This is a genomic window from Lysinibacillus louembei, assembly GCF_033880585.1.
Classification (GTDB): Bacteria; Bacillota; Bacilli; order Bacillales_A; family Planococcaceae; genus Metasolibacillus; species Metasolibacillus louembei.
The window spans coordinates 3,606,802-3,626,930 of record NZ_CP137624.1; the positions used below are offsets into that span (position 1 = coordinate 3,606,802).

Consider the following 20,129-nt stretch of genomic DNA (forward strand, 5'->3'; position numbering starts at 1 on the left):
TTATAAAAGAAAGTTTTTAAAAGTAAACCTTTTTGCTTGGTTATCTATGCTTTCTTTGTGATTTATCTGCGAAAATCCCTAAGATATCTGCGCTTTTTCATAGCTTATCTGCGAAATTCCTCAACTATCTGCGCTTTTTCCCAATTTATTTGCGAAATATAAAAATACAGCCTTATCACTAAGGCTGTATGATATCAAGTGGTAATTCATTTGGCGCCACAGGTATCGGCTGTGGCTGTGTGAAATCAAAGCGATCCCATGTCGTTTGTACAATATTTTCAAAAATAACTTGCTGATTAAACGCAGCAGCTGTTAGCATAATGCCTTCTAGCATTTGCTTCGCCTGCGTATAATCCACTGTCTCTAAATCAAGCGGTTGGTCAAATTTCACATGAACATGGTCAGCGGTAGTCACTGAAAATGTAACACCTTCTACAATAGCCGATGCATATTGTTCCGTTGCATGACCTGTCATGCCTAAAATGGCCTCTTCTACATGCGTATATGCTACTTCCCGTTGTGGCACAAAATATTTTTTATCTTGCTGTGTAAATAAATAATAGCTGTAGTTTTGCGTAGCTGTTAATGCTGATAGCTCTATTTTTGTACTTTCATTTTGATCTAAAATAATGTCCTCGTATTGTGGGAAGGTTTCCTTTAATGCCTCGATATTTTTCTTTGTCGGCTTATCTAATGCCACAACAAGCTCTTGCTCATTTTCTATGATTTCACCTTCTATTGGATGCTGTTCTTCAAAGCCATAGCCTTCTTCATCAAGCTTTGGCGCATAGTATTTATACATCTCTACTTGTGTAGGCTTTTCTTTGCCCAAATCCTCGACAAGCTTTTCTTTCGGAATAACGATGGCTGATGGGACATTTACCTCATCAGCTCCTGCTAAGCTGACAGTAAATACCTCTCCTTCCCCTACAGCATCTTCATAAACAGGTGACGTTTCATCTGGTATGGTCATACGAGTAGTCGTCGCACTATCTGCTGCAAATGTAGTTGCATCTGCTTCCGTCTCCGCAGTTTCATCATTATAGCTTTCCTGCTTATTATCGTTTTGCATTGCCACATCGTTTGCCTTTTCTTGCTTTTCCTCTGGTGACATCACAAGCATTGAGATGCCAACTCCACATGTTACAATAGCTGCTACAGCAATGCTAGAAATCCATTTATATGAACGACGCTTGCTTGACATCGTTGGCGCTTGCTCTTCAAAAGCACCTGCTTGTTGGAGTTTTGCAAAAACCTCTTCTTTGGAACGGTGGTCTTGGATTTTTGGTGCCTGCTTTAAAAGCTTCTCGATATTTTCTTCATCCCATTTCGTATTCATTACGAATTTACCTCCTTTCCATGCTGCTCTAAAATACCCCGCAATGCTTTAATTGCACGATGCTGCGTCGTCTTCACTTTGCTCTCTGTCCAATTTAAAATGTCAGCTGTCTCACCAATCGATAAATCTTGAAAATAGCGCATCACGATGACCATCTTTTGATCACCTGTACAAAATTCAAGCGCCTCTAATAGCTGGCGCATATCTTCATTCATTTCTACAAACTGCTCTGGTGTTTGAACAGGTGAAACGAGCTGCTCACTCTCCCATTCAAATGCATCAAACGTATGCCTTTCACGCACATTGTTTTTACGAAAGTAATCAATGGCGACGTTTTTCGCAATGGAAAAAAGCCATGTTTTTTCAGAACTTTTTCCTTCGAATTTGTCGTAAGCTCTTAGCACTCGAATATACACTTCCTGTGAAAGATCCTCCGCTACAGATCTGTTTTTCACTAAATAAATTAAGAATTGGAATACATCTTGGTGATATTCATCATACAATCGATGGAAAATGGATTCTTTCATCCATTCCACCTCCATCCTCATAAAATTAGTCGTACATGCAGTAAAAAAGTTTCATTTTATTCGTTGGTAAATATTTCATATATACAATTCAAATCCCTTTACTCGTTACTATAGGACGCAACGTTATAAAGCCGAGTTGCTCTGTCCAAATCTAGGCTAAATTCAAATAAAGGGTGCGGGAAAATTCGACTTCCCACACCCTTTTATTCTATTACAACGGCAAATAAAAAGTAAATGCAGTTCCTTCTTTTTCAACGCTTGTAACCGCAATATTTCCATTATGCGCTTCCACGATATTTCGGGCAATAGCTAAGCCAAGACCTGTACCACCCTTTGAGCGTGTACGCGCCTTGTCCGCCTTATAAAAGCGCTCAAACACATATGGTAGGTCATCCTTTGGAATACCAATCCCAGTGTCTCGTACTTCAATTTTGGCATACGATTTAGCATATGATGCCGATACCGTAACAGCACCATCAATAGGTGTGTGACGCAGTGCATTGTCCACTAAGTTCGTCAACACTTGCTCGATGCGGTCCTCATCAATGTTCACCATAACATCTTCCTCGATGTCTGATATGAAGCGTAAATCAACATGCTTCTCCTTTGCAACTTGTGCAAATTTTTGCGTCATACGCTCCAAAACTGGCACAAGTGGTACAAGATTTTTATACAGTCGCATATGACCTGACTCCATGCGTGCTAAATCAAGTAAATCTGTGACAAGTCGTCCCATACGCTGCGACTCATCATAAATAATTTTAATCATTTCATTGCGCTCATCTTCATCTATCACTACACCATCTAAAATCGCTTCAGAGTAGCCTTGTAGCATGGCAATTGGCGTGCGCAATTCATGCGAGACATTGGCAATAAAATCGGAGCGTAGTTTTTCTAAGCGATGCTGCTCTGTTTGATCGCGAATAACTGCCACCGCACCGCGCACAAGCTCACCGCTATAAAGAGGGCTAATGGTAATGCTGTAATAGGAGCCCTCCATTTCAATTTCCTCTTCAATTTTATCTTCAAAATCAAGCACATGATCTAGCATATGATAAATTTCAGGAGGAATTGGCTTCGTGCTTTGCTCCCCCTTCGCCACAAACCATTTTTGTAAAAGGCGCTCGGCTGGTGGATTACTTACTAAAATTGTACGATCACGATTAAAAGTAATGACCGCATCCGTCATCGAGGTTAAGATGCTTGATAGCTGCTCCTTCTCTTGGTTAATAACTTCTAAATGGTGCTTTAACTGGCGCCCCATTTGGTTGAAGGCAACTGCAAGCTGTCCGATTTCATCATTTTGCGTTGTTGGCACTTGTGAATCAAAACGACCTTTTGCAATTTCGAAGGCATATTCTCGCATTTTTCTTAAAGGATATGTAATACGACTCGATAAGAAAAAGGCAAAAAATGTTGTTAAAACAAAGGCTATAAACGCGGAAATAAAGACAATTTTCGTTGTTTCTCTGCTCGTCTCGTGCATCGCATCTGGATTTTGATAAATAAATACCGCACCATGTCGAGCAGCATCACCCTTTAGCGGAAAAGCTAGCACGACATACGTCTCTGTTTTATTTTCATCCTTTTGTGATGGTAGCCTCATATCCTGCAAAATGGGTTTATTGCTTGCATAAATATTTTCGAATGCTTTATTTTTTAAAATTTGCTGTTGTATACTTTCCTTGTTCATCCCTTCCTGAATCGCATAAACTGTGCCATCAGGATTTTCGGCAATTAATGCATTTGTACCTTCATGCAAGACGCTACGAATAATTTCATATGGGGAATCATCAATTAGGTCGTTTTCCACAATATTAGCAATTGTTGATGCTGTTTGACGCAATGTTTCTTCCGCTCTTGTACTATGATAGCTCTCTAAAAACTCTAGCATAAATACCGTGAAAATAAATAATACAAAGGAAACGAGAAGCAATATGGTTCCCCATAGCTTCCCGACAATACTATTCCATATTCTATTCATTCACTACCTCAAATTTGTAGCCTACGCCCCAAACAGTGACAATCATTTTCGCTGCACTTTCAGAAACGCGGTTCAATTTTTCACGTAGGCGCTTGACATGTGTATCGACGGTACGTAAATCACCGAAGAAGTCATAGTGCCACACTTCCTTGAGCAATTGTTCACGGTCAAATACTTTATCAGGTGATTTCGCTAGAAAATAAAGCAGCTCATATTCCTTTGGTGTTAAATTTACCTCTACGCCGTCCGCTGTCACACGGTGTGCATCATGGTCAATTGTTAAATGTGGGAACACGACTAAATCCTTTGATGTAGAACTATTTGAAACAGGTGCAAACGCAGCAGAGCGTCGTAAAATAGCCTTTAAGCGCAGCACCACTTCACGTGGACTAAATGGCTTGACAATATAATCATCTGCCCCTAGCTCAAAGCCTTGTACACGATTCGCTTCCTCGCCCTTTGCTGTCAGTAAAATAATTGGCGTTGTTTTCTTTTCGCGAATTTCTTCACAAACTTGCAGACCATCTTTTTCTGGCATCATAATATCTAAAAGAATACAGTGGTAGTCGTTTTCAAACGCTTTCTCAACTGCCTCTTCTCCATTTTCAGCCTCATCTACAATATATCCTTCACGCTCTAAGTACATTTTTAATAGACGGCGAATACGATCTTCATCATCTACTACTAATACAGAAATATTTTCAGACACTAGTGTATCCCCTTTCCTACTTTCTACATCTTCTATTGTACCGTTTCAGTGCCAAATTGAAAAGTGAACTTGCATATTCTTGCAACTTCCATCATATATCAAATAGGATGCAAACAAAAAAGCTGTTAGAAAATGATCCTTTTCTAACAGCCACGCTCAATTAAGCATATGAATGTAAACCAGCAAGAATTAGATTCACAACAACTAAGTTGAACATAATAATTCCAAAGCCAATTAAAGCAAGCCATGCTGATTTTTTACCTTCCCAGCCTTTTGATAGGCGTAAATGTAAAAATGCCGCATAGAATAGCCATGTAATCAAGGCCCATACTTCCTTCGGATCCCAGCCCCAGAAGCGACTCCATGCCTCATGCGCCCAAATCATAGCAAAAATCAGGGCACCAAGTGTAAAGAGCGGGAAGCCAATTAATACTGCTCGATAACCAATTTCATCCGCTAATGATGAATTTACTTTTTGCACAAGTGGCTGTACCATCTCAGAAATAGAACGGCGACTAATTAAACGAATAAGTAAATAAATCACTGTACCGAATAAAACAGAATAAACAACCGTTGTTAATTTTTTTGCATTAATAATTGCTGGCATCTCTACCAATGGTTGGAATGATTGCTCAGCCTCTACAACAGGCTCATATACTTTTTGCTTCGCATCTGGATCTACTGCTTTCACTTCTATATACTCATTCATCCCAAAAAGAGCTGGATTATGGTATTCTACAACGCCTGTTCTACCTTCTTTATCTACATATTGATATGTTGCACTATAGCCCATTGCGCTAAATGTAACAGAAGACACAATAAAACCTATTACAAGAACTAAAGAAAACATAACAGCCTCTAAGCAAAAACGTTCCTTTGAAGCTTTTTTCACATCAACATGCTTTAATAAATAAACTAAGCCTGCTACAGCACTAAGTGCTAATACCGCCTGACTCATTGCAGCTGTTATCACATGAATCGTTAACCAGTGACTTTGTAGTGAAGGCACTAATGGGCTCACTTCTCGTGGGAACATTGCAGCATAGCCAATAATTAAAATAGCAATTGGTAATGCAACAACCCCAAGCGCTGCTACACGATACATGAAATAGCTAACGATAAATGCAGCAATAACAAACATCCCAAACGCTGTTGTAAACTCAAACATATTACTTACAGGTGCATGTCCTGTATAAATCCAGCGTAAAATAAAATAGCCTAGATTAGCGATAAACCCAATAATCGTTACCGTAATTGCTAGCTTACCCCATTTTTCAGCAGATGCAGGTGCATTTGCTACTTTTGTTGGCTTAATCGCCCCACCAAATAATACAAGGGCAATTAAATAACAAATAAACGCTGTAAATAATAAGTAACCACTTAATTGAAGTAAACTCATAAGGTGTTGTCACCTTCCTTTTCCTGTTCTTTCTCTACTTGATCTACATATTGTGGCAAATGTGCATAGGCTGTCACAGCATCTAAATCCTTTTTCATGCTGAACCAGTTTTTATTTGCATGCGCAGCAAGTCGAATAGAGCCATCTTCTAGCTGCTCTACCCATAGACGACGATGATTCCAATATGAGCCCATCACAACACCTATCATAAAGATAATACCACCAATAAATAAAATTGGAATCGTTGTATCTTTACGAATTGTTAAGCCAGATACATTACGCGTATCTACATTTGAAAACTTCATTTTATATTGATTCTCTCCTAGCGGCTCTAATGTTTCACGAATCGCTACAAAGCTTGTTTCTCCCTCTGGTGTTTCGGGTGTAAACATGCGGAAAATAAATGCTGGGTTTTCCGGATATGGTGAAGCTGTTTGTGGCACACCATCCTTAAAGCCTGAGAAATCTGGTAAATAAGTAACAATTTGCACCTTTGTTTGATCATCAATCACATATTCCTTTTGTGGTGCTGTTAAATCGATACTCACTTGACCTAAAAATTCCTCCGTTGCCTTGTTTTGTAGCTCGAAATGCATCGTCTTTAATTCATTTAAGCGATAGTCCATTTGGAAAATCGAATAACCATCCTGTTTTAATGGGTGATTTACACGAATCTCATATGATTGTAATTCCTCTAAATCAGAAGTTTGCCCTGGTACGGCACCTTCTTTTTGCTTATATAGCTTGACATTTGTTTGGTAATTTTTTGCGACAACATTGACACCTTGACGCAATTGCTCACCTCTTGGGTCGTTATCATATGTTTCTAAAATAAATTTATCATTGTAGAGGAAATAACCTTCCATACCATCTACTGCAACCATTTCACCTTCACGTAACCATATCGATGTATCAACGTAAAAGCCTGGTACTAGACGCAGCATAACCGCACCTAAAAATACAATTAATCCAACGTGATTTACATAAGGGCCGTAGCGTGAAAAACGTCCTTTTTCTGCAAATAATGCATTGTTTTCACGGCGCACTTTATATTTTAGCTTCTTCATCTCTTCCTCAATTAAATCAAGCGTTTTATCCGCCTGCTCAGAGGGTTGTCCTTCCGCGACAATACGCTGACGCTTCATAAAGCCGATATGGCGCTTCACTCGTTGATTTGTTAATGAGCGATGTAATGGAATGCCACGGTCAATACTCGCAACAATAATCGAAACGGCTAGCATACCAACGATAGTTTGAAACCACCATGATGAATATAAATCAGCTAGCCCTAAGTTGTAATAAAGCGTTCCAATCGCACCATACATATCTGTATAATATTTTGCTCTTTCAGCCTCTGTTGCAACATTTACTGCAAACTCTTGTGGAAAAATGGTTCCGATTGATGCTGCAATTAACGTAATAATAATTAGTGTAACGCCAACTTTAACGCTAGAGAAGAAATTCCAGATTTTATCGATAATCGATTTATTATGCGTTTTAGAGCGAATGGCAACGCCATCATAGCGCATATCTAATACCGCTTTGTCTTGCTCCTCTGTCGTTAAAGGTCGCCCACATCTTTCACAAAGCGTTGTACCGACTGGATTTTCATGTTTACAAGTACAAATGATTTTTTCCATTTGACAAACTCCTATTCCGGTTTAATGGATTCCATATATGAAGCGATTGCTGTCTCCTTCATTTCACCGGTAATAATTTTTTTCACTTTCCCCTCTGGTGTAATTAATACAGTTGCTGGCAGTGCAACACCGACGTTATACGCTCTTTGCACGCTTCTTGTTTTATCAATAGCAACTGGGAAATTCACACCTAGGTTGGAAATGAAACTTTGCACTTCAAAATCAGATTGTTTCAGGTTAATTGCTAATAGCTCGACACCTTGGTCTTTAAATTCCTTATATTGACGATCCATTGCAGGCATTTCTCGCTCACAAGGCTCACACCAAGTACCCCAAAAATTTAAAAATACACCTTTTCCTTTAAAATCTGATAAACGGTACGTCTCACCGTTTAAACCAACAAGCTCAAAGTCAGGGGCTGTCGACCCTTCTTTCAAAATTTGCACTTTGTCCTTTGTTGCTGTTGTATAAACTGTATAAACAATTGCAACGAGTAGTACACTTAAAATAATACCACGCACAATTGATCGCTTTTTCTTCTTCTCCATTTGTGTAAAACCCTCCTCGCACAAATCCTATTATAGCAAAGAATATTTTTTTATTTCGTTAACAGTTTTGAAGGAATTATGAATCTTTGTTAATCAATTTTACCTGTTTCTGCTAATACGCGTAATAATTTCACTTCATGCTTTGTTAATTCACGGTATTCTCCTGGGCTTAAGCCTGTTAAATCTAAAAATGCAAAGCGCTCTCGCTTCAGCTTGACAACAGGTGTTCCAATTGCCTCAAACATTCTACGCACTTGGCGATTTCTTCCTTCATGAATCGTAATTTCACAAATCGCTTTGCCCGCCTGCTCATCAAATGACATCATGCTAACTTTTGCTGGCGCTGTCTTGCCATCTTCCAATTTAATACCACGCTGTAGCTTTTTCAAGCCATCAATTGTTGGTACGCCTTTCACACGTGCCACATACGTTTTATCAATTTTAAATTTAGGATGTGTTAATGAATAAGAAAATTCCCCATCATTTGTTAATAACAGCAAGCCTGTCGTATCATAATCTAAGCGCCCTACTGGGAAAATACGCTGATGCACGTGCTTTTTAAAAATATCCGTTACCGTTTTGCGTCCTTTATCATCTGTTACTGCAGAAATATAGCCCTTTGGCTTATATAAAAGAAAATACACTTTATCTTCTTTCTCCAGCTTGACGCCCTCTACCTCAATTGTATCGGAGTTCGACACCTTCGTCCCAAGCTCCTTTACCACCTTACCATTTACCTTTACTTTACCTTCTACAATTAGCTGCTCTGCTTTGCGGCGAGATGCTACACCCGCGTAAGCAATCACTTTTTGTAATCGTTCCATAAGATCACCGTTGCCGAAAATCTATAAAAATCTATAAATTCCGTTTCATTTCTGCTTCCTCGTGTCCGATTTTGCCAAGGCTACTCTCGCTTGATAAGACACTCCACAGACGTAAATTCGGATACAACGCATCCTACATATTGACAAGTTCGTTTTTGTGTTACGTTGCCAATTCATATTGTGCCAAGTTGATACTCGCATTTAAATCTCGATTTTGTGTATGCCCACATGTTTCACAATGGTACATACGGTCAGATAGCTTTAAATTACGCTTACTATTGCCACAACTTGAACACCTTTTAGACGATGGATACCACTTATCCGCTTCGACAAATTCAATGCCATACTTTTCACACTTGTACTTGATTTGGCGTTTAAATTCGTATAAGCCTTGTTTTTGAATGGCTTTCGATAAATGCTTATTCTTCATCATGCCTTGAATATTCAAGGTTTCCATTACAATGCGATACGGCTTGGTTTTCACGATAGCGCTTGATGTTTGATGAAGATGATTATTACGGATATTGGCTAATCTTCTATGCAGTTTACGTATGTCTTTTTCGATTTTTACAATGTTGCATGTTTTGGCAAAACGGTTTCCCTCCTTATTCATCTTGTATTTGCGAGATACACTTTGTTGCAACCTACATAAGCGTTTCTCAATTTTTTTGACTTCTTTGGTTTTGTTGATATTGGGATACGATTTCCCATTCGAACAATAGGCAAGTAACTTTATACCAACATCAATGCCTAATGATATATCTGTCAATTCTTCTTGTGGAAAAACTTGTTTCACGCCGACCGCTACATACCAATACTTGCCGTCAAAAGACACTCTTGGGTTGGTATAGGCACAATCCATTGGCAGTTGTTCCGCCGTTTTCACCCAACCAATTTTTTCTAATAAAACGGAACTTCTTTTTACTTTCAATTTCACATTGTCATTATAAAAAGATGGTTTCGATTTTCTCCTGCTTTTGAATTTCGGATAGGCGGTTTCTCCTTTGAAGAATTTCTTGAAACTATCACAGGCATCTTTTACCGCTTGTTTTGCTACGTTATTCGACACATCATACAACCACAACAATTCCTTATTTTGTTTCAGTTGTGTGAGTTCTTTTCTTAACACACCATCTGGTATGAATTTTTCACCATTTCGATAATTTTCTTTTTGCCGATTCAGTGTCCAATTATAGATGTAACGTGCTGTCCCAACCGATTTCCACAGTTGTTTTTCTTGTTCAACGGTTGGTTTTAATCGTACTTTTCTCCCAAGTAGCATCGTTTTCCCCTCCTTTTTGTGTAGTGTACACAAAAAGAGAACATAAGCACAAGGGAATAAGTACATTCGTTCGTTTTATCTTCACTTGCTCATCTCTTCACTCCTATCTCCAATCAGTTAGTAGATGTTTATAGGTAACCGTTGTCCCCTGATTGATTTTATCCCATACTAACACAAGTACAAATCTTAGTTGCGATGAGTAATCGCAAGAACACCAAACTCCCACTGATTGAAGATTCACTTTGCTTTGTTTGGAAACCTACCGAAAAAAGCGCACTCGAAAAAATTCGGACACCCTAACCGCAAAGTGGAATGGATATGCTCAAACCTGTTGAAATTATGACATACTTTACACCATTATTAAAGAAAAATAGCTTCACTTCACATATACGTACGAAATTTGTCACACGCTAAAAAATCAGCCCTCTTTTCATTTAAAGAGAGGCTGATTTCCCTGAATTATCTGTGAACAATTTATTCTCGCTCTACCGCCACCACATGTACAGGGCGACCTTTCGCATAAACATACCAGACTGCATTTTTTTTCTGCGCATTCGTTGGTAAATAAACAATATGCTGAAAATCGCGCACTTCATCCTTTGTCACAAGCATTTTAATTGGCTCTTTGACGATGATTTTTTCACCAGCTACTGAGTACGTTCCTTTTTTCGCCAATGTGCGCTCAGAATAATTTGTCGCAATATGATCTGCAAGCGCATTGTGTACACGCCAGTCGTTGGATTCATTTAATGTCACGACGATAAATTGCTTTTGCTCCTTTTGAAAATACGTGGCAAGCGTGCGACCCGCTACTTTTGTATAGCCTGTCTTGCCTGCAATAGCGCCCTTATTTTCCGATAAGAGACGATGCTTATTTTTCCAGCTTTGTTCCCCATTAAACACGACGGTTGTGGCGATTTTTTTAAATTGCTCATTGCGCATCGCTATTTGTAACATGCGCGCTGTGTCGTAGGCAGAGGAAAGATGTGCTTCATCATGTAAGCCTGACGGATTGCTGAAGGTTGTATCCGATAAACCAGCTAGCTGTGCACGTTCATTCATTAAATAAACAAAGCCCTCCACAGAGCCCCCAACATGCTCCGCTAATGCATATGCTGCATCATTGCCAGAGCGCAGCATCAAGCCGTATAACAATGTTTCAACGGAATACGTCTGCCCTTTTTCTACATAAATAGAGGAGCCTTCACTTAATGCTGCACGCTCAGAAATCGTTACTTGGTCATGTAATTCGCTATTTTCAAGGACAACTAATGCCGTCCAAATTTTCGTTAAGCTAGCGATTGGTAATTTTGCATGCTCATTAGTCCCCATTAATAGCCTGCCTGTCTGTGCATCAACTACGGCATACGCATGACCTGCCGCCTGTGCTGAAGGCTGCAATAAAACGAAAAGCAATACGACACATAGCAACTTTCTCAAATATTCACTCCTTTAGTCATTAAATGCTTCTTGGAATTTTGTTAAAAATAAATCGGCTTCCTGCTCTTCCTCTCCATCCTGTCCTTCTGGTAAAGGTGGTAGCTCTGCAATGTCCTTCAAACCGAAATAATTTAAAAATTCCTTCGTTGTACCATATAAAATGGCACGTCCTGTCCCTTCAACGCGTCCGACATCTTGGATAAGCCCTCTTGAAACAAGTGTTTGAATTGGCTTTTCACTTTTCACCCCGCGCAGATCCTCTACTTCAATTCTCGTAATTGGCTGCTTGTACGCAATAATTGCTAGCACCTCAATAGAGGCTGCTGTTAACAGTTGGCTTGTTGGATTATCTACAAGTCTTTTAATCGTTTCTGCCATTTCTGGTTTCGTCGTTAATTGATAAGTACCTGCTAATTGTTTCAATGCAATACCAGATGTCTCTGATTCATTATATTGCGTTGCAAGCTCACTTAGTCCTGCTTCAACGTCCATATCTTCTACTTCTAAATAATTCGCTAACTGCCTTACAGTCATACCTTCATCACCAACGACGAAGAGGAGCGCTTCTATTTTACTCAGTAATATCTTCGAATTCATCATCTAACTCCTCCTTCTGTAAAAGCACCGTCAAATCCTGAAAATTGTGCTGTTGCTCTACAAGGACAACTTGACGCTTCATTAATTCTAATAGCGATAAAAATGTCACGATTAACGTTGCTTTATCCTCATATGGAAACAGCTCTGAAAACAATGCACGTCCACCAGTTTTCTTTAATGAAGCAACAACTGAGCGCATTTTTTCTCGTATTGAAATTTCCTGCCTTGCTACCCTTGTTTGCAAAGGCTTTTTTAATTGCTTGCGACGCAGTAGCTTTTGAAATGCCGCAAGCATATCGTATACATTAACATTGGCATCGAATAAGGCAAGCTGCTCATCTGGCATAAATGCAGACAAATCCGCTGGTGGGCGTGTATACACTTGCGCACGCTCCGTTTCCAGCACTTGTAGCTGTGTCGCCGCTTCCTTATATTTTTTATATTCAATTAAGCGTGCCACAAGCTCGTCACGTGGATCGACGCTGTCTAGCTCAAATTCTGCATCATCCATTTCACCTTCATGAATTGGTAAAAGCATTCTACTTTTGATGGCTAAAAGCGTTGCCGCCATCACTAAATATTCGCTCGCCTCATTCAATTCTAGCACTTGCATTGCATGGATATGGTCAATATATTGTGCAGTTAATTCTGCCATCGGAATATCGTATATATCAATTTCCAAACGATTAATTAAATGCAATAATAAATCGAGAGGGCCTGAAAATGCTTCCAGCTTTACTTCATAAGACATTTGATTACCACCTGTCGTTTCTTGTCGAGGTATCACCTTAGCTACTGTGCTTCGCCAAGACATAATTGATATGATACTATTTTAATACGTACTTCGTAAAGAGGAAAGGTGATGATTATGCACCCATTGTTTGTACAGTATTGTGCTTATTTTAATGGTAATGAAGACTATTTTGAATGCCATGAGGTGTTAGAGGAATATTGGAAGGAAATTGCGCCAGGGCATAGAGAACATATTCTTGTAGGCTTTGTACAGCTTGCAACGGGCTTATATCATTGGCGTCGTGGCAATATGAATGGAGCACTGCGCACATTGCAAAAAGCATATCTTTGCTTACAAAAGGAATCGCCATTTTTCGACATGCTAGACAAAGCGGATTTATTGCATAAGCTGCAAAAGACAATTTTTGCAATTGAGACAGGAGAGGATTTTGCGGCTTTTCCACTTGCTATCATCAACGAGTCATTCGCACAGCTTGTCAATGCACAAATTGCAGAGCAAGAGCCTGTAGAGCCTACTTTTTTGCGGGATAAGCATAAGCTGCGTGACCGTTCGGAGATTGTGGCAGAGAGACTGGCGAAATTGGAAACGAAAAAAGAAAGCGTCTGATTATTATTTTAGACGCTTTCTTTTCAATTGAGAAAAGGCTTGAGCTTCACCATCTGTCCAAATCCTCACCTTATCTCCATATTCTTATCGCATTTGTAATATATCATTTGCATACCTTCTTGTTGCAGCATTGAGACTAGCCGATCCATAAATAAAAACAGCTAGCGGAAAAACAGCATATTCGCCTTTTTCCGCTAGCTTTTATTCTTCGTTTGATAAATAATGCTGCAAATATGGTGCTGTTTCATCATTATAGTGCAAGCTGGCATACTGCCCTAAAGCACGCAGCTCCTCTAGCATTGCAGCTGTAATTCCTTCACCATGGTAGGTCGGAATAATGGAAATATGCTGGATTGTAGCTACTTCATCTGTTACTACTACACCAATTGCCCCAACAAATTCATCATCCATTTTCCATAAATAGAGCTGCCAATTCGGCGTCTGCTCATAATGCTGCACAATATCCATCAATTGCTTTGAATCTTTGCAGTTTGGCATTAATGAAATTAAGCCCATCGCAATTTTTTCAAATGCTTTTTTATACTTTACTAACATCTTTACAATTCCTCATTTTCCGCTAATCCACTAAAAAGTATGGAATGATTACATAAATATAAATCAAACCCCATAATAGTATAAATGCCACTAACCCAATTAACAGTTTCCATCTCGATATTTTCAACGATTACTCACCCTTTTTTAGTACTAATGGGCGATCGTTTTGTACAATATCCTCATAGCTTTCACGTTGAATTGCTAGCTGGTGTTCACCTGCTTCTACAAATACAACGGCTGGGCGCGGTACGCGGTTATAGTTTGAAGCCATTGAATAACCGTAAGCTCCCGTACAAAACATAGCTAAAATATCACCAGATTCTGCCTGCTGTAATGCGGCATCCACGATTAGCTTATCACCAGATTCACAAAGCTTACCAGCGACTGTATATGTGCTGCCCTTTGGCGCATTTGCTTTATTTGCAATAACCGCCTCATATTTTGCATCGTAAAGTGCTGGGCGAATATTGTCGCTCATCCCACCATCTACCGCAATATATTCACGAACGTTTGGCACTGTTTTATGTGAGCCAATCGTATAAAGCGATGTGCCTGCATCCCCAACAAGTGAGCGACCTGGCTCAATCCAAATTTCTGGCATCGTTAATTTTAAAGCAGCTGCCTCTGCCTGTACAGTTTTAATCATTTCTGCTACATAGACATGTGGTGCAAGTGGCTTATCCTCTTCTGTATAGCGAATACCGAAGCCACCACCTAAATTTAAAACCGTGCATTCAAAGCGATGCTGTTCCTTCCACTCACCAATTTTTTTCATCAGCTTGCCAGCTGCTAAGCTAAAGCCATCTGTTTCAAAAATTTGTGAGCCAATATGGCAGTGCAAGCCTAAAAGCTGTAAAAATTCATGACCAATCACCGCATCAAATGCTTGATCTGCTTGCCCATTATTTAAATCGAAGCCGAATTTTGAATCGGCTTGACCTGTTGTAATAAAATCATGCGTGTGTGCTTCAACACCAGGTGTTACACGTAGTAAAATGCGCATTGGCTGCTGCTTTGCCTCAGAAATTTCTTTTAGCAAGCTGATTTCATAAAAGTTATCAACAACGATACAGCCAATTTTCGTATCGAAGGCAAGCTCTAGCTCTGCGTAGGATTTATTGTTGCCATGAAAATGAATACGCTCTGCTGGGAACCCCGCCTTAATCGCTGTATATAATTCACCACCAGAAACAACATCTAGCGATAAATTTTCTTGCTCAGCTAATTGATAGGCAGCAACACAAGCAAATGCCTTTGAAGCATACGCTACTTCTGCTTTAACGCCTAGCTGTTTGAATGTGTCGATAAAACCACGTGCGCGCTCACGAATTAACGCTGTGTCATAAACGAATAACGGTGTACCATAGTTCTTTACTAACTCAACTGTATCTACTTCACCAATTGTCAAATGTCCATTGCTTGAAATGTTCTGTGTTCCGTATAAATGCATATGTTCTCCTCCGTTATCGTTCAAAATTTGTATATGAGAACTTTATCATAGGAGAGAACTGAGTGCAATGTACTTTATGCTCGTTTTCGCTGCTTCGCTCCTACAATATATGGCCTAAGTGCATCATCAGACATCGGGAAACGAATAAAGACGCGCATAAATGCCTTCGGGAAAAACGGAATAAGCGGCCACATATATGGAACTTTCATTGGGCGCAATGCACATAAGTATGAGAAAATAATAAACAGTGCGATAAAGAAGCCGTTTGCTTCAAATAACGCTGTCATAATTAATAAAAAGATACGGAAAACTTTAATCGAAATGCTCAGCTCGTAGTTTGGAATAGCAAAGGTGAAAATAGCAACAATCGCTGTATATAAGACAACCTCGCTTGAAAAAAGTCCAACATCAATCGCAATTTGCCCAATGACAATCCCCGCGATTAAGCCCATTGCGGTCGAAAGCGGGGTGGGCGTATGAATAGCGGCAATCCGCAAATACTCAATTCCTAAATCGGCAATTAAAATTTGTAGAAATAGCGGCACTTCTGAGGATTCTGCTACACCTAAAAAAGAAAGTGAATCCGGTAATAGATGGCTTTCCTTCGCAAATAAATACCATAATGGCAGCAGCACTAAGCTCAAAAGTGCTGCCAGATAACGTAAAAGGCGCATCATTGAACCAATAAGTGGCGCTTGACGATATTCCTCAGCATGCTGTAAAAAATGGAATAACGTCACAGGCATTAGCATGACAGAAGGCGATGTATCCACAATAATCGCAATATGCCCCTCCAGTAAATGCGCCGCTACAATATCAGGGCGTTCCGAATAGCGAACAAATGGAAGTGGATGGAATTTTTGCTTAAATAACCATTCTTCCAACGATTTATCCGCCATCGTCAAGCCATCATGGTCAATTAATTGAAAGCGCTCCTGCAACCAGTGCAGATGCTCGTCATTCACTAAATCTTGCATATAGCAAATCGCCACATCTGTTTTGCCAAGCTTGGACACTTGCATCAACTCAAAGCGTAAATCTGCACTGCGAATTCGCCGACGAATCAGTCCTGTATTTTGTATAATATTTTCCGCAAAGCCATCACGTGAGCCACGAATCACCTTTTCATTATCAGGCTCTTCAGGATTGCGCCCTGGATACTTGCGAAACTCTGCGCAATAGCAATGACCATGCTCTGTCACAAAGCCGATTCTACCGCTCAGCACCCCTAATAGAAAATCTTCAATCGTTTCGACAGGCTCTTTGCCATGATAATTAAAATGCGCATCAAAATAGGCGGGCTCATCCTCAATATGCTCTCGTTCCTCAAACTGCAATTCAGCAAGCATATTTGTCAACGTTTCACTATCTACCAATCCTGAAATATAAACAGATAGCACTTCCATATTGCGCACAAAAATCGGCTTGATGCAAACATCAAACGATTTCCCCTCACCTAAAGCCTGTCGTAAATACTGTTCTGCCTGCTCTAAAGTTGTAAAAAGCTGGTTCGTCATTTTTTCACTGCCTTTTTCGTCGTTGTCACATCCATCCACTGCTTCAACTGTGCTAATATTTTTTTCTCTAAGCGCGATACTTGCACTTGCGAAATACCGAGACGCTCTGCGATTTCCGTCTGCGTTAAATCCGCAAAATAGCGCAAATAAATAATGGATTGCTCCCGCTTATCAAGCTTTGTCAGCATTTCCTTCAGCGGAATATATTCAAATGGCAGCTGTGATTTTTCATCATACATTTGATCCATCAATGTAATCGAATCACCATCATTTTCAAATAGCTGCTCATGTAAGGAGGCAGGATCACGCATCGCATCTGTTGCTACAAGTATGTCATCCTGCGTTACCCCTAAACGCTCCGCTAATTCTGAAATAGATGGTGGCTTTTCATTTGTTTTCATATACTCCTCTGTCGCATGGCGAATTTTATAATTCAATTCGCGAATGGAGCGACTGACCTTCACCATGCCATCATCTCGTAAAAAGCGCTGAATTTCGCCGATAATCATCGGTACCGCATATGTTGAAAATTTCACTTCATACGACAAGTCAAATTTATCAATCGATTTCATCAAGCCAATACAGCCGATTTGAAATAAATCTTCAAGCTCCACGCCGCGCGATGAAAAGCGCTGGACAATCGACCATACCAATCTTGTATTGCCCTCAATCATTCGTTTCCTTGCATCGATATCCCCTTGCTGCGAATGCTCAATCAATACTCGCATCTCTGCCTGCGTCAACAACACTTCTGAAGACTTCTCGATTGTCCTCACCCCTTTACATGACTGACGCATGTGCCGATGATATTTTTTTCGTAAATGTCACACTCGTTCCTTCACCTTCAACTGATTGCACAACAAGCTCGTCCGCAAAGCTTTCCATAATCGTGAAACCCATGCCAGAGCGCTCTAAAGCAGCCTTCGTTGTAAATAAAGGCTCCATTGCCTGCGCAACATCACCAATGCCTTTTCCATAGTCTTGAATACTTACTTGTACCGTATCGCCAATTAATGTCGCACGTACTGTCACAACGCTTTTGCCATCCTCCTCATAGCCATGAATAATCGCATTGGATACAGCCTCTGAAATAATCGTTTTCAGCTCTGATAGCTCGTCCACTGTTGGATCTAGCTGTGAAATAAAGCTCATAATCGCCATTCTTGCTAAGCTTTCATTGTCACTCTTTGCAATAAATGATAATGTCATTTCGTTATCCATGAACAATCCCCCTTATATGTGAAATAGCTGTCGGTTCATCTGCCTGCATCATATAAGATGCAAGCCCTGAAAATTGAAATATTTTCTGCATTGTCGCTGAAGGATTCAAAATGAGTATTTGACCACCTACGATGCTGAGCTCGCGCATCCTCCCTAAAATTAAGCCAATACCTGAGCTATCCATAAATTGTAAGCCCGCTAAATTCCAAATTAATGTCGTCACCTGTCCCTGCATAATGGTCTTCGAAATTTGCGCACGAATTTTTTCAGTCTCATGATGCCCAAGCTCCCCATACAATCGAATAATCGCAATTTGCTCTGGGTACATCGAAATTTCATAATTCATAATGCTTCGCCTCCTCGTCTAACGCTAATTCCACGACGAATAAGCTTTTCCTTCACACCTGACAAAACTAGTGACACTTCGCTAAAACTAGTGCCTATACGCCAAAGTATGGGAAAATGCGTAGGATTTTAAACATCAATTGCTGGTTATTCTACATTTTTGAAAGTTTTTTCTACGTTTTCGGGATTTTATTCTACGTTTTTTGAGAATTATTCTACGTTTGCGAGGATTTATTCTACGTTCACACTAAAAAACACCTATAAAACCGAAGGAAATTCCGATTTTATAGGTGCCTTGAATTATTCATATTTGCCAATCATCCTTAATTTCACATCATGCCTACCTATCCGATAAGATTCTGCCTCTGAGGAAACTAAAATATCTAATTTATACCCTTTTATTGCCCCGCCGGTGTCTAAAACGATAGCTTGAAATGTTTCATTAGGCGTTTGAATTTCTACAATTGTCCATAAAGGAACGATATTTGTATCAGCTGCAATAATTCGATATTCATCATAATAAACGGATTTTCTCACATCGACCCCAGCTGCTGAAACACCGCTACAGCCATCACAATCTGGACCGTAATAGCTAGCATTAAATGTCATCCATTTACTTTTTTGTTGCTCTTGTTTTAACCTTTCTGCTTCTTTACTTGCTATCTCTTGTAACTTTCTTCTTTTTGTATGCTCAATTGCACTAATTTTAGCTAGTTCATATTCTTCCCTTTTACTTTGTTCCATCATTCTTTGCCTATGTATTTCTTTCACTTGATTTTTAACATTTATGTATTGTTCATGCTTATTGATTATTTGCAGAGGAGGAGATACTTGCGTTACATGGGTCGCTTTTAAATTGATGATAAACCATCCCCACCATACTAAAGAAACTACAATTAGCAATATTATTTTTTTATTCATCTATCCGCTTAATCCTTGCGCTTTCTGTCGGCAGAACTAAACTACCACCTTTCAATTTATATGTTTAATTAATTTTAAAGATATAGCTAAAAATTTTATTTAGCTCCAGCAGCTTCTATCATTCATTATTTTTCTTTAATAGTTTATTTAATCTATAGGCTGATTCTGCTTCTAAATGGTACATTTCATTAGCTATTTCTAAGTTGATTGCAGTCATTTCAATATAGCCTTGTTCCATCTCTTTTACATATAGCCCTTTACACCTGCTTTTGCTACATCGCAACATATACACTTTATTTGTCATAATTAGAACCTCTCAGGTTTCATTAGAAATAAAAAATATATTTAATTAATTTTTAAACAACAAACATTTATTTACTCACCTATTTTATGATGAAGAGGGGGCAACATCACAAAATAAATCAATCAATAAATATATTTAGCTGAAAACAGCATAGTTCCCAGCTAATA

General features: G+C 39.4%; 21 protein-coding genes. 1 reads left to right on the forward strand and 20 read right to left on the reverse strand.

The features are described from left to right. Positions 1–178 precede the first annotated feature (178 nt). The 12 genes from R6U77_RS18085 to R6U77_RS18140 all read right to left on the reverse strand — a co-directional run bounded on the left by R6U77_RS18085 (position 179) and on the right by R6U77_RS18140 (position 13,040). Complete coding sequence (locus R6U77_RS18085) at positions 179–1,339, reverse strand: hypothetical protein (protein WP_319836702.1); 1,161 nt, start codon at positions 1,337–1,339, stop codon at positions 179–181. Then, the gene (locus R6U77_RS18090) at positions 1,339–1,866 is read right to left on the reverse strand and encodes an RNA polymerase sigma factor SigX (protein WP_293921146.1); all 528 of its coding nucleotides are present in this window, start codon (positions 1,864–1,866) and stop codon (positions 1,339–1,341) included. Before R6U77_RS18090 ends, R6U77_RS18085 begins: the two co-directional genes overlap by 1 nt. A gap of 211 nt (positions 1,867–2,077) precedes the next feature. Further along, positions 2,078–3,850 (reverse strand): ATP-binding protein, encoded by a 1,773-nt coding sequence (locus tag R6U77_RS18095; protein WP_319836703.1) that lies wholly within the window; start codon positions 3,848–3,850, stop codon positions 2,078–2,080. After that, a complete protein-coding gene (locus R6U77_RS18100; protein ID WP_293921150.1) occupies positions 3,843–4,559 on the reverse strand; it encodes a response regulator transcription factor in 717 nt (238 codons plus the stop codon). Before R6U77_RS18100 ends, R6U77_RS18095 begins: the two co-directional genes overlap by 8 nt. A 160-nt stretch (positions 4,560–4,719) precedes the next feature. Next, positions 4,720–5,958 carry a c-type cytochrome biogenesis protein CcsB gene (ccsB, locus tag R6U77_RS18105; protein WP_319836704.1) on the reverse strand — a complete coding sequence of 413 codons (1,239 nt, stop codon included), beginning with the start codon at positions 5,956–5,958 and terminating at the stop codon, positions 4,720–4,722. After that, positions 5,955–7,598 carry a cytochrome c biogenesis protein ResB gene (gene resB / locus R6U77_RS18110; protein WP_293921154.1) on the reverse strand — a complete coding sequence of 548 codons (1,644 nt, stop codon included), beginning with the start codon at positions 7,596–7,598 and terminating at the stop codon, positions 5,955–5,957. The genes ccsB and resB overlap by 4 nt, the downstream gene beginning before the upstream one ends. A gap of 11 nt (positions 7,599–7,609) precedes the next feature. After that, positions 7,610–8,146, reverse strand: a complete 537-nt coding sequence (gene resA, locus R6U77_RS18115) for a thiol-disulfide oxidoreductase ResA (RefSeq protein WP_293921156.1) — start codon at positions 8,144–8,146, stop codon at positions 7,610–7,612. A gap of 89 nt (positions 8,147–8,235) precedes the next feature. Then, the gene (locus R6U77_RS18120; protein ID WP_293921158.1) at positions 8,236–8,970 is read right to left on the reverse strand and encodes a pseudouridine synthase; all 735 of its coding nucleotides are present in this window, start codon (positions 8,968–8,970) and stop codon (positions 8,236–8,238) included. A gap of 160 nt (positions 8,971–9,130) precedes the next feature. Beyond that, positions 9,131–10,252, reverse strand: a complete 1,122-nt coding sequence (locus tag R6U77_RS18125) for an RNA-guided endonuclease InsQ/TnpB family protein (RefSeq protein WP_319836705.1) — start codon at positions 10,250–10,252, stop codon at positions 9,131–9,133. Between the two features lie 474 nt (positions 10,253–10,726). Beyond that, a complete protein-coding gene (locus R6U77_RS18130; RefSeq protein ID WP_319836706.1) occupies positions 10,727–11,692 on the reverse strand; it encodes a D-alanyl-D-alanine carboxypeptidase family protein in 966 nt (321 codons plus the stop codon). Positions 11,693–11,704: 12 nt separating this feature from the next. Beyond that, a complete protein-coding gene (gene scpB, locus R6U77_RS18135; protein ID WP_406601059.1) occupies positions 11,705–12,289 on the reverse strand; it encodes an SMC-Scp complex subunit ScpB in 585 nt (194 codons plus the stop codon). After that, positions 12,264–13,040, reverse strand: a complete 777-nt coding sequence (locus R6U77_RS18140; protein ID WP_319836707.1) for a segregation/condensation protein A — start codon at positions 13,038–13,040, stop codon at positions 12,264–12,266. The genes scpB and R6U77_RS18140 overlap by 26 nt, the downstream gene beginning before the upstream one ends. Before the next feature lie 111 nt (positions 13,041–13,151). On the opposite strand from R6U77_RS18140, the gene R6U77_RS18145 reads away from it, so the two are divergent. Continuing rightward, positions 13,152–13,649 carry a DUF309 domain-containing protein gene (locus R6U77_RS18145; protein ID WP_319836708.1) on the forward strand — a complete coding sequence of 166 codons (498 nt, stop codon included), beginning with the start codon at positions 13,152–13,154 and terminating at the stop codon, positions 13,647–13,649. Between the two features lie 201 nt (positions 13,650–13,850). On the opposite strand, the gene R6U77_RS18150 is transcribed toward R6U77_RS18145, so the two are convergent. The 8 genes from R6U77_RS18150 to R6U77_RS18185 form a co-directional block, all read right to left on the reverse strand. Continuing rightward, positions 13,851–14,204, reverse strand: coding sequence for a GNAT family N-acetyltransferase (locus tag R6U77_RS18150; protein ID WP_319836709.1), 354 nt, complete (start codon positions 14,202–14,204; stop codon positions 13,851–13,853). Between the two features lie 130 nt (positions 14,205–14,334). Beyond that, on the reverse strand, positions 14,335–15,654 hold the full coding sequence (lysA, locus tag R6U77_RS18155; protein WP_319836710.1) for a diaminopimelate decarboxylase: 1,320 nt from the start codon (positions 15,652–15,654) through the stop codon (positions 14,335–14,337). A 74-nt stretch (positions 15,655–15,728) separates the two neighbouring features. Continuing rightward, positions 15,729–17,171: a spore germination protein gene (locus tag R6U77_RS18160; protein ID WP_293921172.1), complete on the reverse strand. Its 1,443-nt coding sequence runs from the start codon at positions 17,169–17,171 to the stop codon at positions 15,729–15,731. After that, a complete protein-coding gene (locus R6U77_RS18165; RefSeq protein WP_406601060.1) occupies positions 17,168–17,968 on the reverse strand; it encodes a SigF/SigG family RNA polymerase sporulation sigma factor in 801 nt (266 codons plus the stop codon). The genes R6U77_RS18160 and R6U77_RS18165 overlap by 4 nt, the downstream gene beginning before the upstream one ends. Next, the gene (gene spoIIAB / locus R6U77_RS18170; RefSeq protein WP_293921176.1) at positions 17,952–18,392 is read right to left on the reverse strand and encodes an anti-sigma F factor; all 441 of its coding nucleotides are present in this window, start codon (positions 18,390–18,392) and stop codon (positions 17,952–17,954) included. The genes R6U77_RS18165 and spoIIAB overlap by 17 nt, the downstream gene beginning before the upstream one ends. Beyond that, positions 18,385–18,738 (reverse strand): STAS domain-containing protein, encoded by a 354-nt coding sequence (locus tag R6U77_RS18175; protein WP_293921178.1) that lies wholly within the window; start codon positions 18,736–18,738, stop codon positions 18,385–18,387. Before R6U77_RS18175 ends, spoIIAB begins: the two co-directional genes overlap by 8 nt. Positions 18,739–19,037: 299 nt before the next feature. Next, the gene (locus R6U77_RS18180) at positions 19,038–19,658 is read right to left on the reverse strand and encodes a 3D domain-containing protein (RefSeq protein WP_319836711.1); all 621 of its coding nucleotides are present in this window, start codon (positions 19,656–19,658) and stop codon (positions 19,038–19,040) included. Positions 19,659–19,776: 118 nt separating this feature from the next. Then, the gene (locus tag R6U77_RS18185; RefSeq protein WP_319836712.1) at positions 19,777–19,962 is read right to left on the reverse strand and encodes a hypothetical protein; all 186 of its coding nucleotides are present in this window, start codon (positions 19,960–19,962) and stop codon (positions 19,777–19,779) included. Positions 19,963–20,129 lie beyond the last annotated feature (167 nt).

Excerpts from the sequence above, each read along its gene's own strand:
- R6U77_RS18085 (WP_319836702.1), bottom strand. The coding sequence starts at position 1,339 with ATGAATACGAAATGGGATGAAGAAAATATCGAGAAGCTTTTAAAGCAG.
- R6U77_RS18090 (WP_293921146.1), bottom strand. The coding sequence starts at position 1,866 with ATGAAAGAATCCATTTTCCATCGATTGTATGATGAATATCACCAAGAT.
- R6U77_RS18095 (WP_319836703.1), bottom strand. The coding sequence starts at position 3,850 with ATGAATAGAATATGGAATAGTATTGTCGGGAAGCTATGGGGAACCATA.
- ccsB (WP_319836704.1), bottom strand. The coding sequence starts at position 5,958 with ATGAGTTTACTTCAATTAAGTGGTTACTTATTATTTACAGCGTTTATT.
- resB (WP_293921154.1), bottom strand. The coding sequence starts at position 7,598 with ATGGAAAAAATCATTTGTACTTGTAAACATGAAAATCCAGTCGGTACA.
- resA (WP_293921156.1), bottom strand. The coding sequence starts at position 8,146 with ATGGAGAAGAAGAAAAAGCGATCAATTGTGCGTGGTATTATTTTAAGT.
- R6U77_RS18120 (WP_293921158.1), bottom strand. The coding sequence starts at position 8,970 with ATGGAACGATTACAAAAAGTGATTGCTTACGCGGGTGTAGCATCTCGC.
- R6U77_RS18125 (WP_319836705.1), bottom strand. The coding sequence starts at position 10,252 with ATGCTACTTGGGAGAAAAGTACGATTAAAACCAACCGTTGAACAAGAA.
- scpB (WP_406601059.1), bottom strand. The coding sequence starts at position 12,289 with ATGAATTCGAAGATATTACTGAGTAAAATAGAAGCGCTCCTCTTCGTC.
- R6U77_RS18140 (WP_319836707.1), bottom strand. The coding sequence starts at position 13,040 with ATGTCTTATGAAGTAAAGCTGGAAGCATTTTCAGGCCCTCTCGATTTA.
- R6U77_RS18145 (WP_319836708.1), top strand. The coding sequence starts at position 13,152 with ATGATTATGCACCCATTGTTTGTACAGTATTGTGCTTATTTTAATGGT.
- R6U77_RS18150 (WP_319836709.1), bottom strand. The coding sequence starts at position 14,204 with ATGTTAGTAAAGTATAAAAAAGCATTTGAAAAAATTGCGATGGGCTTA.
- lysA (WP_319836710.1), bottom strand. The coding sequence starts at position 15,654 with ATGCATTTATACGGAACACAGAACATTTCAAGCAATGGACATTTGACA.
- R6U77_RS18160 (WP_293921172.1), bottom strand. The coding sequence starts at position 17,171 with ATGACGAACCAGCTTTTTACAACTTTAGAGCAGGCAGAACAGTATTTA.
- R6U77_RS18165 (WP_406601060.1), bottom strand. The coding sequence starts at position 17,968 with ATGCGTCAGTCATGTAAAGGGGTGAGGACAATCGAGAAGTCTTCAGAA.
- spoIIAB (WP_293921176.1), bottom strand. The coding sequence starts at position 18,392 with ATGGATAACGAAATGACATTATCATTTATTGCAAAGAGTGACAATGAA.
- R6U77_RS18175 (WP_293921178.1), bottom strand. The coding sequence starts at position 18,738 with ATGAATTATGAAATTTCGATGTACCCAGAGCAAATTGCGATTATTCGA.
- R6U77_RS18180 (WP_319836711.1), bottom strand. The coding sequence starts at position 19,658 with ATGAATAAAAAAATAATATTGCTAATTGTAGTTTCTTTAGTATGGTGG.
- R6U77_RS18185 (WP_319836712.1), bottom strand. The coding sequence starts at position 19,962 with ATGACAAATAAAGTGTATATGTTGCGATGTAGCAAAAGCAGGTGTAAA.